Here is a 15,067-nt window from a genome sequence, read left to right as displayed (position 1 = left end):
TAATAAAAATCGCCTTCGTCACATATCTTTGATGCTTTATGCAGACATGACGGATCTTCCGCATAACTGCATGACAAGGACGGATATGTTGCCCGAAGTGGACAGATCGCTCAGCGCGGCGACGACGTTCCGGCGGGTAGCGGCGCGACGACGACCGTGCGGCCGTCGGTCACCTGGACCGAGAAGAACGCGATCTGGTCGACCGGCACCGTGAGCCGGCCGTTCACGTCCTGGCTGCCGGCCTCGCCGGTGAAGTCGCGGATCACGACGGAGGCGTTGTCGCGGGTCACCGCGTACAGCCGGTAGCGCTCACCGGCCTGCAGACCGGTGACGGTCGCGCGCGCGGTCAGGCCCTCGACCGGCGTGTCCGTGACCGTGACCGAGAAGCTGACGCTGGCGCTGCTCGCCGCCGCGGTCGCGACCAGGTTGGCATCGCCGGCACCACCGTCGTCGCCGAGCAGCGCGAACGAGACTCCGGCGACCGCCAGGATCAGCGCGGCCGCGACGCCGAGCACCGCGAGCCGACCGCGACGGCCGGGCGCGCGCCCGGGCCGGTTGTCGGCCGGGCGGGCGGGCGCCTGCGGGCGAGCCGGCCGGGAACGCGGCACCGGCGCGGCGGCCACGGCGGGCGCGGCCGGCTCCGGCTCCGGGATGGACGTGTCGTCGTTGCCGACCGAGGTCAGGAACTCGTGGATGTCGTCGTCCGTGAACTGGCCGAGGCCGCTGGTGGACGGGCCCAGGTCGAGCGCCTCCGCGAGGCACCGGTCGCAGCCCGCCAGGTGCCGCTCGAAGTCGGCGCGCTCGTCCTCGGGCAGCGCCCCGAGCAGGTACAGCGCCAGGTTGGCCCGCTCGGCCATGGCCTCGTCGCGGTTGTCACCCATCTGCGCCAGCCCTCCCCTCAGAGCCTCCTGCCCCCGATCGGGGTGCCGGTCACCGGACCGGCCACTGAAGCGGCGCGTCATTCCGGTTCCACCGACCCCACGGCGGCCCGCATGGATCGCACTGCGTAATAAGCTCGTGACTTGACTGTACCTTCCGGGATACCCAACCTGGCCGCCGCTTCGGCGGTGGACGAGCCCCGGAAGTAGACCTCGATCAGCACCGCGCGGTGCTCCGGGCTGAGCCGGGCCAGCGCCTGCCGGACGATGTGCCCGGAGACCAGCCCGTCGACCGCGTCGCCCGGCTGCGGCAGCCGGGTGATGTCCGCCACCGCGACCTCCGGCGGGCGGGCCCGGCGGGCGCGGGCCGCGTCGATCGCGACGTTCCGCGCGACCGTGTAGAGCCAGGGCGCGACCCGCTCGATCTCCTTGGGCAGCGCGTCCAGGTTGCGCCAAGCGCGCAGCATGGTCTCCTGCAGCAGGTCCTCCGCGAGGTCCTGGTCGCCGAGCGTGAGCCGCATCAGGAAGCGGAGCACCGGCGCGGCGTGGGCCTCGTGAATCCGCCGCATGCGCTCCTCGGGCGGCCAGCCCGAGGCGTCGTCAGCGGTCGACACAGCGGCGTCGTCGCGCATCGCCGGCATCGAGGCCTCCAACGAATCTCTCACAGCGGGGCACCGGTGCACCGTCCGGCCATCATGGTCACCAGGTCGCTCCCTCCGGCTCGCGAACAAATCTACGGTAGTTTGCGCCGTTCGGTGAACCGAGCCGGGTTCGCTTTCGTCTTCACGCCGGAGTTGTGACGCTGACGAAGGGTACGGCGCCGTGCGAACCACCATGTTCCCCAATCTGAGTCGATGGCTCGGCGAGCTCGGTGACCGGATCCGGGCGAGAGGCGGGCTGCGCCGCGGCGTCGCCGGCATGATCGTGGCGGGCGTCGCGATCATCGTCGCGTCCGCGGCCACGATCGGCTTCGGCATCGCCAACGCCGCGAACGACGAGCTCACCGGCCGGAGCGTAACGGACGAGCAGTTCTCCGCGATCGCCAGCGCGGCCCGGTCCTGCCCGATGCTGACCCCGGCGCGGATGGCCGGCCAGCTGATGGCGGAGTCCGGCCTGAACGCGTCCGAGACCAACACCGCGTCCGGCGGCCGGGGCCTGGCCGGCCTGGACGACGAGGACTGGAAGAACTGGGCACCCTGGCCGGACGCGAAGCGCGACGACACGTCCGCGGCCGTGCTGGCGCTCGCCCACCAGATGTGCGACCTGTCCGGCCAGATCCGGGTCGCGGGCGTGCAGGGCGACGAGTGGCGTCTGTCACTGGCCGCGTTCCGCTCCGGGCTGCCGGAGGTGACCAAGGCCAAGGGCGTGCCCGGCGCGGCGGACGAGTACGTGGACCGGTCCACCGCCTACGCGGCCTACTACGCGACGCTGCCGCAGTTCGGTGGCACGGACGCCCGGCCCAACCCGAACGCGTCCGCGGCCGAGGTCAAGCCGCTGCCGGAGGAGTACGTCGCGCCGGTCAAGGCCGCGGGCAGCGTCTGCGGGGAGATCCCGCCGGCCACGGTCGCCGCCGTCCTGATGGCGTCCTCCGAGTTCAACTCGAACAAGCTCGGCACCACCGGTGAGCAGGGCGTCGCCCAGTTCCGCGGCGACGTGTGGGCACGCTACGGCCCGGAGGGCGCGTCCGCGTGGGACCCGGTCAAGTCGATCCCGGCCGTCGGTGCGGCGCTGTGCGGGCTGATCACCGAGCTGAACGGGCTGGAGGGTGACCCGTCCATGCTGGCGCTGGCCGCGTACCGCAACGGGCCGGAGACGGTGCGTCAGGCCGTGGGCGCGCCGGACGGCGAGACCCAGGCGTTCATCGAGACCGTGCTCGCCTACGCGGACTACTACGCGATGGACAGCCGGATCGCGGTCGCACCGAAGCCGTCGGCCACCCCGTCCGCCTCGAAGTCGCCGAAGCCCGGCACCACCGGCGGCACCTCGCCGCAACGCACCCCGGCGCCGGCCCCGTCCTCGGAGAAGCCCAAGCCGCCGGAGGGTACGCAGTTCGTGCAGGTCAAGGGCGGCCACTGCCTCGCACCCGGCGACCCGGCCACGATCCAGCCGTGCGACCCGATGGCGGCCAAGCAGCGCTGGCAGATCGGCGCCGACGGCACCATCCGGTCCAAGACCACCGGCCAGTGCCTGGACGTGGTCGACGGCAAGACCGACAACGTCACGCCGGTACGGACCTGGAAGTGCAACGGCTCGGACGCGCAGCGCTGGCGGATCGAGAACAGCACGGTCTACACCGCGCTCGCCGACAACATGTGCCTCGACGTCGACGTCGACGCCCCGGCACCCGGCGCCCGGGTGGTCATCTGGTTCTGCGTGAACCACGACAAGCAGTCCTGGACCCCGAAGAGCTGACCCACCGGTACGGCAACGGCCCCCGCCCTCTCGCGAGGACGGGGGCCGTTTCGTGCGGTCAGCGCAGGTCGTGCTCGGCCGGGTCGGCCGGGCCCTGTGCCCAGCGGCGGGCCCGCAGCAGCAGCAGACCGATCGCGGCCAGCATGATCAGCACCACGATCACGATGGCGATCACCGCGCCGACGCCGACGCCCGGCTCCGGCACCGGCGGCAGCGCGACCGTCTCGCCCTCGACCGCGGAGGTGACCGCGGCGGCCGGGTTGATCATTCCGTAGCCGTACCGGCTGCCCTCGCCCCGGTCCGTACCCACCTGGTCCGAGGTCTTCTCGATCCGGTTCTTCACCTGCGCGGCGGTCAGCTGCGGGTACGCGGCCCGGACCAGCGCGGCCTGCCCGGCCACGAACGCCACCGCGTACTGCGGCCCGCTGGCCGTGATCGGGCCGCTGCCGTTGATGCCGAGGCTGGCCACGTCCACGCCGGGTGCCACCACGTCCACGGAAGCGCCCTGCGCATCCACCGCGAACTGCCCGTTCTCGTCCACCGCACCCACCGAGAGCAGCGCGCCCCGGGCTCCGGCCGGCGCCTCCGGCGGCGTACCCGAGCCCGCGGCCACGACCACGATCACATCCTGGGTCAGCGCCTCCGTGATCGCGGCGGAGACCGCCGGGTCGGAGAGGTCCACGTGCGCGCCGACCGCGATCACCTTCGCGCCCGCGGAGAGCGCCACCTCGATCGCGGTCGCCTCGGTGGCCGGGTCGGACTGCGCCTTGTCGTCGACCACCCGGATCGGCAGGATCGTGGCGTCCGGTGCGATGCCGCTGGGCGTGTCCGCCTGCTCCGAGTTGCCGGCGATGATCGCGGCCATCGCGGTGCCGGAGCCGAGGCAGTCGGAGTCACCCTCGCCGCTGCCGGTGGCGATGTCCACGCCCGGCGCGACCCGCCCGCTGAGCTGCGGAAGGCTGGCGTCGACGCCGGAGTCGATGACGGCCACCACCACGCCGTTGCCGCGGGTCCGCTCCCAGGCCTTGTCCGGCCCCAGCGCCTGCTGCGCCCAGGTCGAGCTCGGCTCGGAGGCGGCTTCGGTGCCGCACGCGCCCGGGGCCGGTTTCGGTGCGGTCGGCGAGGGCGAGGCACTCGGCTTCGGACTGCTGGACGCGGACGGCCGGGGCGCCTGCGTCTGGGGAGCCGGCGGATTCGGCGCCGGTGCCTGCGACGGGGCCGGCGGGCGCGGGGAGGACGAGGTCCGCCGCGGCGTCGGTGTGGCCCGCTGCGGCGCGGGCGAACTGGGCGTGGCCTGCGCACGAGCCGGCGTGGGCGTGCCCTTGGACGGCAACAGCCCGTACTGCACACCGGTGCCGACCGCGTCCCACGGCAGCACCAGCGACCAGCCCTTGGTCAGCTTCGCCGGGTCGGTCAGGCCGGTGCCGTCCGGCTGCACCCGGCCCGCGTTCAGGTTGTAGATCTCGGCCGATCGCGACCCGCGGCCGAGGAACTTCACCGCGATCTCGGTCAGGTTCTCCGACGTTCCGGTCACCGTGTAGTACTTCACGTACCCTTGCGTCACCGGGGCTGCGGGCGCACCGGCCACCATGGTCAGCTGCACCACTCCACAGGCCAGAATCAGCCCGACGAGCAGCCGATACAGTCGTCGACGTGTGATCGGCACCGGCACTCTCCCTCTCTCCGCGCGGCGCGCCCGATTGAGCGCCGCCCGGATTACGGATCGCCGGTCGTCCCAGTTCAATGCGATCCGTACTTCTCATCGGCGGATGGCCGATCCGACAGCCGATCGCCCCCTCCGGTTCAGGATCCGGGCTCGCATATCATCCGCACTGGTGACATGCTGTCGTCCGAAACGGAGCGCGGACGTGACCTGCGGGCGGTGAGAGGGATGTACGCGGCGCGACCGGCGGTCGAGCGGTGCCGACAGGTCGCCGGCCTGCACGACGTACCGCTGATCAGAGCGGCCACCGGGAACGGGCTGGCCGCGCCCTTCGCGCCGGACACGCCGCTGACCGGGCGCCGCCTCGCCGACCTGGTCCGGCACGCCAGCGGGCCCACCGACGACGTACGCATGCTCACCGACGACGGCGCCGCCCACGACGCGCTGTTCCGCGAGGTCGCCGGGCTGCTCGGCCGCGATGTGCTGACCACGCCGGACGGCGCGCGGGTGGACCGGTGGCCGGGCGAGGACGAGGCGCCGGACGCGGTCGCGGTCGACCGTGCCACCGGCGAGCCGGTCGGCTGGACCGTCATCCAGCCACCGGACCTGGCGACCCCGCTGCCCGGCTGGTTCGACGTCGACGACGGCATCGTGCGGCACCGGGCCGGCGTGGTCGCGCTGGCACTGCCGGACGGTGTCGCGCTCGCCACCCGCGCCGACTTCGTGACCCGGCGGGCCGCCGCCCACCGGCTGCGCGACGGGCATCCCCGGCTGGCCACGGTCGCGGTCACCGTCCGGTCCGGCGGCTTCGTGATCGGCGACTACCGCGGCACCCAGCGGGTGCACGCCGGGCGGCGGCTCGCCTCCGTGCTCGGTGACCTGCCGCTCTACGGCTGCGACCTGCGGCTCTGGCTGACCTGGCCGGCCGAGGCCGCGGACCGCGACCATCTGCTGCGCAACGTGGCCGACCTGGCCGAGACGACCGGCGCGACCGTGTGGACGCCGCCGGCCGGTGGCGCGGTCGAGCTGTCCGGCGACCGGCACGACCTGCGGGCGATCGAGCCCACCGGCGAGCCCGGCGTCTGGCAGGCGCACCGGCCGGACCGGGCGACCGGCGAGGCCGCGTTCCGCTCCGGGCCGGACGGGCGGCTGGTGCCGGTCACCGCGCCGGTCACGGTCACGGTCCGCGCCACCCCGGCCGCTCCCGCCGTTCCGTCCGCTCCCGCGGCTCCGGCCGTTCCTGCTGTTTCTGTCGCTCCTGCTGGTCCGGCTGCTGGCGTCGGTCCGGCCACCGCGGCTGCTCCGGTCGCCGGTGCCGGTCCGGCCGCCGCCGGTGCGCGGGCCGCCGCTCCGGTCGTCGCCGGGGTCGCCGTTCCGCAGGTCGCGCCGCCGGCGATCCTCTTCGCGTCCGCGCCGCCGGAGACCCAGGAGGAGCCGGTCGGTACGCCGTCGGTGGGTGTGCCCTGGCTGCGCGGGCGGGCGCAGGTCACCACGGAGCCGTTCGAGGCGTTCGTGATCTCACCGGACGATCCGCACGACGTGGCCACGACCGGGCTGCGCACACCCGACCTGTTCGTGCTCGGCCACCTCGACCCGCACGCGATCCGCCCGGACCGGCGCGCCCGCTGGCTGCTGCGGGTGCGGGTGGACGCGGGCGGCGCGGTGCTCGCCAGCTCGATCGGCGCACCCGTGCCGAGCCGCTTCCAGCACCTGCTCGACCAGCAGGTCTACCTGCTGCCGGCCGGCCGGCTCGGCCGCGCCCGGCTGGTCACCGGATACGCGCTCACCGCCGGCGGGACCGCGGTCGGGACCGGCACACCCGGCGGTACGCCGCTGCGGATCGCCTCCGCCGGCGCGTTGCACGGCGTGCCCGGCCTGCCGGACGACGCGCCCCGCTGGCCCGGGCCACGCACCGCGTACGCGGTGGTCCCGTTGCACGCCCGCACGCTGCCAACCGGCTGGATGCGGCTGCTGCGCCGGGCGCCGGCCGTCACCGCCGGGCGGCTGCTGGTCGAGGTGCGGGTGCCGGAGGGGCGCGCGATCGACGTATCGGCCGCCGCGGAACTGCTCGGGCGGCTGCCGTCCGTCCAGTCCCGCGCGGTGCGGCTGCACCGGGCCGGGATCGACCTGGTGGTGCCGCCACGCCACTACGAGCGGATCACGGCGCTGCGCGTGTTCGAACCGGCCGGCTCACGGTGGCGACGCCGGCGCGACGCACCGCAGGGCACGCTCGCCGACGTGCTCGCCCACGCTCAGCGCAGCTGAATCGACCAGCGCCCGCCCGGCACCTCACCCATGATCACCGGTACGGCGTGCCCGTCCGTGGCAGCGGCCAGATACCGCGCCTCGGGCGGCGCGTCCGTGCTCAGCACCACGAACGTCGACTCCAGCACCCGGCCCGGCGCGGGCGGTGCCGGGAACCGGCTGAGCCTGCGGGCACCGGGCACCGGCACGCCGCCCATCGCGTCCCGGACCACGGCCACCCCCACGCCGGCCTCGTCCAGGCCGTCGATCAGCGCCGCCGCCTGGCGCCGCGCGCCGTCCACCGGGCCGACGATCGTCAGGACGTCGGGGGTACGCGCGAGATCCACGTGCAGCCGCCACGCCCCCCGGCGCCCGACCACCACCGGCACCGTGGCCGGCGGCGGCTCCTCACCGTCGGCCAGCCAGGCGTAGGCCGGCACCGCGCCGGACGCGACCCCGAACAACCGCACCACGACCGGGCCGAGCGGCGTGTCCAGCGTCTCCACCACCTCGGGGCTCTCGTCGCCGGGACCGGGCAGCACCGGCCGCGCCGCCGGGCCGGCCCACGCGGCCACGTCGCCGGAACCGGGCCGCGCCGGCGGCGCCACCGCAGCGGCAGACGCGGCCACATCACCGGGACCGGGGCCGGGCAGAACCGGCCGCGCGACCGGACCGGCCGACGAAGCGACCTCGATCGCCGGCTCCCCCGCCGGGCTCGGCACACCGGCGGCCCGTGCCGGCCCGGCCGGCACCGCCGGCACTGGTCCCGCCGGTGTTCCGACGGTCGCTGGCGCGGCCGTCGGCGTAATGCCAGTCGGGGCCGCTGCCGTCGGTGCGGTACCGGTCGGGGCCGCTGCCGTCGGCGTAGTACCAGTCGGCGCTGCTGCCGTCGACGCTGCTCCCGTCGACGCTGCTGCCGTCGACGCGCCGCCGGCAGGCGAGGCCCCGGCAGGCGCGGGGCCGGCTGCCCCTGGCGCCGCGACCTCGGCGGGCCGGGACAGCGGGCGGCTTCCCGCGCTGATCCCGATGATCAGGCCGCTGCCGCCGAGGCGAACCGGAGCGTCGCCGGGACCGGGAACGTCGACGTGCGGGACGCTCACCACCGGATGCGACAGGTCCGGCGCGCGACCGGACTCCCCCGATGGCAGCGAACCAGCCGCCGTGCGGTCGTCATGGCCGCGGTCATCCGGTCCCCGCACCGGCGTGTCCGAATCGGCCAGCACCTTGATCGGCGCCTCACGATCCGGATCGCCCAGTGACTTCACGGGCGCCTCACGATCCCGATCCGGATCACCCAACGACTTGACCGGCGCCTCACGATCCCGGCCGGAATCGGCGAGCGACCACGCGGGCACCTCACGATCCCGATCCGGATCGCCCAGCGACTTCACCGGCGCCTCAGGGCCCCGGTCCGGATCGCCCAGTGACTTCACCGGCGCCTCACGATCCCGGTCCGGGTCGTTCAACGACTTCACCGGCGCCTCACGATCCCGGTCCGGATCGCTCAGCGATTTGACCGGCGCCTCGCGATCCCGGTCGGAATCGGCGAGCGACCACACGGATGCCTCACGATCGCGGTCCGGATCACTCAGCGACCTCACCGGCGCCTCGCGATCCCGGCCGGAATCGGCGAGCGACCACACGGACGCCTCACGATCGCGGTCCGGATCGGTCAGCGACCTCACCGGCGCCTCGCGGTCCCGGGTGGGTGGCGGGACATCGGTTGCCCGGGCTGCGTGGCCGAGCGGCGACGTGTGCGCGGTGCGGTGACCGGCGGAGTCGTCCGGCCATCGGGCCGATACCGGCCGATCCGCAGCCCCGGCGGCCGACGGTGGCCGCTCACCGGCCGGAACACCGGGACGCTGGGCCGGAACCGAACCCCGGGGCGCGGCCTCGGACGCACGCCCGGGCGTTCCGAAAGCAGCATGCCCGGGCGCTCCCGGAACCGCGCGCCCGGGCGCTCCCGGGAACGGACGCTCGGGTGGCGCCGGTGCCGCCGCTGCGGGCAGGGCGCCGGAGGACCAGCTCGGTGGCTCCGTCCAGGTCTGTGGGCGGGGATCCGCGTCGGGGGGCGGCGCGTCGACCCACGTGCTGGGCTGCGCCTGCCATCGCGACCGCGGGACCGCCGGTGTACCGTCCGGCCGGCCGGACGTCGGGCCCGTGGCCGGGGGTGGGGGCGGGACGCGGTCGGCCGGGTCCGTCCAGGTCATCCGCGCCTCGGCGGGCGCGGCCGTGAACTCGGCCGGCACCGTGGGCGCGAACGTCGGCGAGGGGTCCGCGACCGGGGGCCGGACCGGCATCGACGCGGGTACGGTCGGGTCGTCGATGTCGTCGCCGGACGGAGCCGAGGCGCGGCCCCGGGAGCGCCGGGGCGTCCGGTTACGGGCGGTGGAGCCGCCGGCGCGGGACCGGGACCGGTTCCGTCCGCCACGGATGATCTCCAGCGCGAGCATGAGCAGCACCGCGGCGAGGAGCAGCGCGCTCAGTCGTACCCATGTGATGTCGCTCATTTCGCCTCCGGGCGGCACGGCCGGCTCGGGCGATCCACCGGGCCGTCGACCGGTTCGCCCTTCATGTAGTACTTTGCGATGTCGGCGCCGCGACCCCCGCCGCACGTTGCCGAGGACCGGTCGGCGTCGGCGGATTCTTCCCTCGGGGTCGCGGGCACAGTCTCCATGATGTCCGGCCCGGAACCGCGCCCGGGGCGGACGGCTCGTACCGCATGCCCAGGGTGACCTACCGTTGCCGGGAGCGCTCCCGGCGATGTGGTGCCGGGCGGACCGGGTGCGAACAGGAGGTTGTCGTGGCTCACCGCTCGGCGCACCGCTGGCCGACCGTGTTCCTGCTGTTCCTGGTGCTGTTCGCGGCCACGCCCGCGGTGGCGGCGCCGGAGTACCGGAAGTACCACGTGGTGACCATCACCGCGGACGGCGACCCGGAGACGCTCACCGAGATCGCCGCCGCGCTGCTCGGCGACCCGGCACGGACCCGGGAGCTGATCGCGCTCAACAGCGGGCGACCGCAGGCCGACGGCACCGCGATGAGCGACCCGGACCGGCTGCGCGCCGGATGGATCATCGTGCTGCCCTGGGACGCCGCCGGGACCGGTGTCGAGCGGGGTCTGCTGCCCGAGCCCGCGCCGAACCCGGGCGCGTCCGCGGAATCGTGCCCCGAGCGGGGGCCGGACCGGGCCGCGCCGGCCGGTCTGCCCTGGGCCCAGCTGCGCTTCGACCTGCCCGGCGCGTGGACGCGCGGCCGGGGCGCGGGCAGCACGGTCGCGGTCGTCGACACCGGCGTGGACGCCACCGCACCGGCCCTGGCCGGGCGCGTCCGGGCCGGCGCGAGCAGCGGGAACGGCGGCACGCCGGTCGTGGACTGCACCGGGCACGGCACCGCGATGGCCGGTGTGGTGGCCGCCCGCGCGGACCGCGCGAACGGCTTCAGCGGAATGGCGCCGGAGGCGATGATCCTGCCGGTACGTGTACCGGTCGCCGCGGACGGCCGCGCCGACCCGCGCGACGCGGCGGACGCGGTCCGGCTCGCGGCCGAGGCCGGGGCCGGCGTGATCGCACTGACCGTCCCGGTGGACACCGTCGCCGGCGACGTCGCCGCGGCCGTCGACGAGGCCGTGGCGGCCGGCGCGGCGGTGGTGGTGCCGGCCACGGACCGGCCCGGTCAGCGTTCTCGGCCGGGCCTGCTGCGCGTCGGTGGGGTGGGCGCGGACGGCACGCCGGCGGAGTCGCACCCGGCCGGTGCCGTGGACGTGGTCGCGCCCGGTGTGGGCGTGACCAGCATCGGCACGGCGGGCCGGCCCGCGTTGCAGGGTTCCGGATCGGACTACGCGGCCGCGTTCGCCGCCGGGCTGCTGGCGCTGGTCCGCGCCGCCGCGCCGGACCTGTCCGCCGCCGAGGCCGTCCAGCTCGTGCTGGACACCGCGGACGGCGCCGCCGCACCGGACCCGGTCACCGGCCGCGGCTTCGTCAACCCGGCCGCGGCCGTGCACGCCGCCGCCATCGCGCAACCGGCGCCACCGGCCGCCCCGGCGCCCCGCGGCTTTCCCGCGGTCGCCCAGGTCGCGCTGGCCGTCACCGGGCTGGCGCTCTTCGCGGTCGTCTGTCAGCTCCCCCTCCGGCTGTTCCGCCGCCGACACCGCTGAGACCGGCGGCGCACCGGACGGTCAGTGGACGCGGATCGTCCAGGCCGCGGACGCGCCCGCGCCGAGCAGGACCGGGATGATCCGGCCGGCGGTCGCGGCGGCGAGCGTGCGAACCGCGGGTGCGGTCGCGTCCGTGCCCGCGCAGAACACCACGCGCGGGGAGGGCAGCGGCGCGCCGGGGGCCGGGAGGTCCGGGACCCGGTCGAGGATCACCAGGCCGGGGACGGACTCCTCGCCCAGTGCGTCGCCGACCGCGAAGACGCCGACGCCGGTGGTCTGCAGCCGCCGGGCGAAGACCGCGGCCTGCCGCCGGACCGCGTCGGACGCGCCCGCCAGTGCCAGACAGTCCGGGGTACGGACCAGGTCCACGTGCAGCCACCAGTCGTTGCGGCGGCCGATCACCAGCGGTACGGCTCCCCGCATCGGCGTGTCGTCCTCGGCCAGCCAGCCGTAGGCTGGGTTGTCCCGGACCACGGACAGGCCGGCGAGGTGCACACCGACCGGTCCCTCGTCCGCGAGCACGGTCTCCCGCAGCACCGGGTCCGGGTCGTCCGGGTCGGGCAGCGGTGGCCGCGGGCCGGTGGGCCGGCGGCCACCGGACGCGCGCGCCGGCTTCGGCGCGGCCGCCGCCCGGGTGGAGGCCGCGGTGATCTGCTCCTCGAACGGGTCGCCGGGCAGCGGTACGTCGACCATCGTGCGCCCGCCCGGCCCGGCGGCCGGCGCGGCGGTGGAGGCGGCCGTGAGCACCGGGCTCCGCCACGGCTGGGTCGCGGGCTCCGGGACGCCGGCGGGTTCCGCCGGCACGCCCGCTGCTCCCCCGTCGCCGCGCGCGAACGGTGCGGCCGGCCGTTCGGCGACCGCCGCCGCGGGACGCGACGACGACGCCGCCCCGGCACCGGCGGACCAGGGCGGCACCGGGTCCGCGGAGCGCGGCGACGCCGGCGCGTCCGGACGGGACCCGGCGCCCCACCCGGGCGGCTGAGCCTCCGCGTCCGAACGAGAACCGGCGCCCCATGCGGGCTCCGGAGCCGGCGCGTCCGATCGGGAGCTGGCGCCCCACGCGGACGGCTGAGCCTCCGCGTCCGCCCGGGAGCTGGCGCCCCACGCGGGCGCCGGGTCCGCGGGGCGCGCCGGTGCGGCCGCGCCGGTGGCGGACCACGGTGACACCGGATCGGCCGGCCGGGACGGCGCGGCCGTGGCGGGCGTGTCCACACCGGACGCGGCCGGCCGCGCGGTGACCGGGTCGGCCGGGTCGGCCGGACGTGACGGTGCCGTGCGGCCGGTGGCGGCCGACAAGGGCGAGACCGGGTCCGCGGGACGCGACGGGGTCGCTGCACCGGAGGCGGCCGACAAGGGCGAGACCGAATCCGCGGCACGCGCCGGCGGCGTCGCACCGGAGGCGGCCGACCAGGGCGAGACCGAATCCGCGGCACGCGCCGGCGGCGTCGCACCGGAGGCGGCCGACCAGGGCGAGACCGGGTCCGCGGGACGCGACGGCGGCGTCGCGGCCGAGCCGGCCGGATCAGCGCCCGCCCGCCAGGAGGAGGCCGGCTGCGCCGCACCCGGCTGCGCCGACGCCCCCGCGCCGGAGGCGGCCGACCAGGGCGGAACCGGATCGGCGGGACGGGAAGGCGGTGCCGTGACCGAGGTGGCCGGCTCCGCCGTTCGCGACGGCGGCTGCACGGCCGGTGCGCCGGCGGCGGAGGCAGTCGGCGTGGGGACGGCGGAACCGGGCGGGGCCGGGTCCGCGGGACGCGACGGCGGCGCCGTGACCGAGGCGGCCGGAGCGGTGGCCGCCGGCCAGGACAGCGCCGGCTCCGCCGCTCGTGGCTGCCCCGGCGCCGCCGGTTCGGCGGCGGCCGGCCGGGACGAGCCCGGGTCGGCCGGGCGGGACGGCGGCGCCGCGGCGGTGGGTGACGTGCCGGCCGGGTGCGCGGAACGCGGCGGAGTGGAATCGGTGGCCGCCGCCGCTCCGGAACGGGCCGGCCCCGACGCCGCGGTGCCGGACGCGGCGGTACCGGACGCGGACCGGGCGGTGCCGGGCGACGACCGAGCGGGCGCGGACCCAGCGGTGCCGGGCGCGGGCCGGGTCGTCTCGACGGTCGGCAGTTCGTCCTCGCCGTCCGGGTCGGAGCCGTCGCGGGGCGGGAGCGGGAGGCGTACCCCCTGGTCGGGGTCGATCTGGTCGCCTGGGTCGGTGGTCCGCCTCGGGGCCGTCCGGGTGGACGTGCCCGGTGCGGGGCGGCCCGCGTCCGCGCCGGGCGGCCCCCAGACCTCGCGCTGATCCGCGGGCGGGCGGGTGTCGGCGGCGGAGGCGACCAGGCCCAGGCCGGCGTCGGACCGCTCCGCCGGTGCCTCCGGCGCGGCCGGTGCGGCCGTGGTGCCGGGCGGGCCGGGCGGCAGCGGTGGGTCGCCGGCGCCGGTGGCGGTCCGGGACCGGTTGCGGGCACCGGCCGTCGCGGCGGCCCGCGCACCGCTGTGCAGGATATTGATCATGGCAGCGACCAGCATCAGCATCAGGACGAAACCGATGAACCAGAGGATCGCGACGCTGGTGGCGGCCGTCGATTCCGGGGCGGCCCGCGGCGGCGGGCTCGCCGCCTGGGACGGGGCGGCGACCGGCGCGACGACGGGCAGTGGGCCGTCCTTGACGCCGTCACCGGCCGCGTCCTCCGGCAGCACCAGGATCCACCCGGGCTTGATCTCGCCGCCGCTGTCGAGCGCGCCGCCGTCCGGCTGGGTACGGCCGACGTTCAGCTCGACGATCTCCCGGAACCGGTTGCCGTCGCCGAGCGTCTTCAGCGCGATCGCGTACAGGTATTCGCGCTGGCCGTTCACCGGGGCGCCGACCACGTAGTACTTGCCGGTGGCCGCCGGCACGGCCTGCGCCGGGGTAGCCACCAGCGCGAACACCGCACCGATCAGCGCGGCGATCGCGAGTGCGAGCCGAGCCGTCATGTTGAACCTCCCGGGAATCCGCCACCGCCCGCCCGGGGCCCGCCCGGCCCCGTTTCGGTCCGTGACAGCCCGGCGGCGGAGCCGGTTCATGCCGGTCCCGCACGCGGGATCGGCTCCGGGGCCGTCGCACCGGGTGGTGTCACGGAACCGAGGGACGGTCCGGGCGGGGGTCTCGGGGCGGTGCCACCCGCGCCGGGTCGCCGTGGACGGCGGACGGCGCAGGCGGGTGGTCGGCCCAGTCAAGCAGGACCGTCCGGACGCCGTCACCGCCCTTGTTCGGGTGTCCCCGCGGCATCCGGTCTGAACCAGGTCCGGCACGGACTCGTAGAAGGGCCGAGCCGGTGACGAGCCGGTACCGCAACGACAGGAGTCGCAGCATGGTGTCCTTCAACCTGGAGCAGTTCGCCGCCCAGGCCCGCGCGATGCAGGATCATGTCGCGCAGATGCAGTCGCGCCTGGAGTCCGCGTCGGTGACCGAGGCCGCCGGTGACGGCCTGGTCAGCGTCTCGCTCGGCGCGCACGGCCGGGTGCTGGGCGTGTCGATCGACCCGAGCCTGCTGGACCCGTCGAAGCGGGACCTGCTGGAGAACCTGGTGGCCGAGGCGTTCACCAACGCGAGCTCGTCGATGCATCAGCTGGCCGAGGAGCACATGCGCCCGGTCTCCGACACGATCAGCCACCTGACCGGGCTGGGAAACGCGGGCCTGGACCGGCTGCGCAAGATGTGACCGGCACCGGTGTGCCCGGCCGTGGCCG

Annotated in this window: 9 protein-coding genes; 4 read left to right on the top strand and 5 right to left on the bottom strand. The window is 76.1% G+C overall.

Features of this window, described 5'->3' with window-relative positions; genetic code table 11:
* Positions 1-110: 110 nt before the first annotated feature.
* Both J2S44_RS30725 and J2S44_RS30720 read right to left on the bottom strand, forming a co-directional pair.
* A complete protein-coding gene (locus J2S44_RS30725; protein WP_310420987.1) occupies positions 111-881 on the bottom strand; it encodes a zf-HC2 domain-containing protein in 771 nt (256 codons plus the stop codon).
* 77 nt (positions 882-958) lie between these two features.
* On the bottom strand, positions 959-1,543 hold the full coding sequence (locus J2S44_RS30720; protein WP_310420985.1) for a sigma-70 family RNA polymerase sigma factor: 585 nt from the start codon (positions 1,541-1,543) through the stop codon (positions 959-961).
* A gap of 157 nt (positions 1,544-1,700) precedes the next feature.
* On the opposite strand from J2S44_RS30720, the gene J2S44_RS30715 reads away from it, so the two are divergent.
* Entirely contained in the window at positions 1,701-3,290 is a 1,590-nt protein-coding gene (locus tag J2S44_RS30715; RefSeq protein ID WP_310420983.1) for a ricin-type beta-trefoil lectin domain protein, read from the top strand.
* Between the two features lie 58 nt (positions 3,291-3,348).
* Here J2S44_RS30715 and J2S44_RS30710 read toward each other — a convergent pair whose 3' ends face one another.
* Complete coding sequence (locus tag J2S44_RS30710; RefSeq protein WP_310420981.1) at positions 3,349-4,956, bottom strand: S8 family serine peptidase; 1,608 nt, start codon at positions 4,954-4,956, stop codon at positions 3,349-3,351.
* Between the two features lie 225 nt (positions 4,957-5,181).
* Between J2S44_RS30710 and J2S44_RS30705 the strand changes: the two genes are divergently transcribed.
* Positions 5,182-7,218: a hypothetical protein gene (locus J2S44_RS30705; RefSeq protein ID WP_310420979.1), complete on the top strand. Its 2,037-nt coding sequence runs from the start codon at positions 5,182-5,184 to the stop codon at positions 7,216-7,218.
* Here the strand turns inward: J2S44_RS30705 and J2S44_RS30700 are convergent.
* Complete coding sequence (locus J2S44_RS30700; protein WP_310420977.1) at positions 7,206-8,882, bottom strand: hypothetical protein; 1,677 nt, start codon at positions 8,880-8,882, stop codon at positions 7,206-7,208. The two genes, J2S44_RS30705 and J2S44_RS30700, sit on opposite strands and share 13 nt — an antisense overlap.
* 1,118 nt (positions 8,883-10,000) lie before the next feature.
* Between J2S44_RS30700 and J2S44_RS30695 the strand changes: the two genes are divergently transcribed.
* Complete coding sequence (locus J2S44_RS30695; protein WP_310420975.1) at positions 10,001-11,353, top strand: S8 family serine peptidase; 1,353 nt, start codon at positions 10,001-10,003, stop codon at positions 11,351-11,353.
* A gap of 21 nt (positions 11,354-11,374) precedes the next feature.
* Here the strand turns inward: J2S44_RS30695 and J2S44_RS30690 are convergent, their stop codons facing one another.
* Positions 11,375-14,311, bottom strand: coding sequence for a hypothetical protein (locus tag J2S44_RS30690; RefSeq protein WP_310420973.1), 2,937 nt, complete (start codon positions 14,309-14,311; stop codon positions 11,375-11,377).
* Between the two features lie 377 nt (positions 14,312-14,688).
* Between J2S44_RS30690 and J2S44_RS30685 the strand changes: the two genes are divergently transcribed.
* Positions 14,689-15,039 carry a YbaB/EbfC family nucleoid-associated protein gene (locus tag J2S44_RS30685; RefSeq protein WP_310420971.1) on the top strand — a complete coding sequence of 117 codons (351 nt, stop codon included), beginning with the start codon at positions 14,689-14,691 and terminating at the stop codon, positions 15,037-15,039.
* Positions 15,040-15,067 lie beyond the last annotated feature (28 nt).

This window comes from Catenuloplanes niger, from assembly GCF_031458255.1.
GTDB lineage: Bacteria > Actinomycetota > Actinomycetes > Mycobacteriales > Micromonosporaceae > Catenuloplanes > Catenuloplanes niger.
This window is presented reverse-complemented; position numbering and strand designations above follow the sequence as displayed.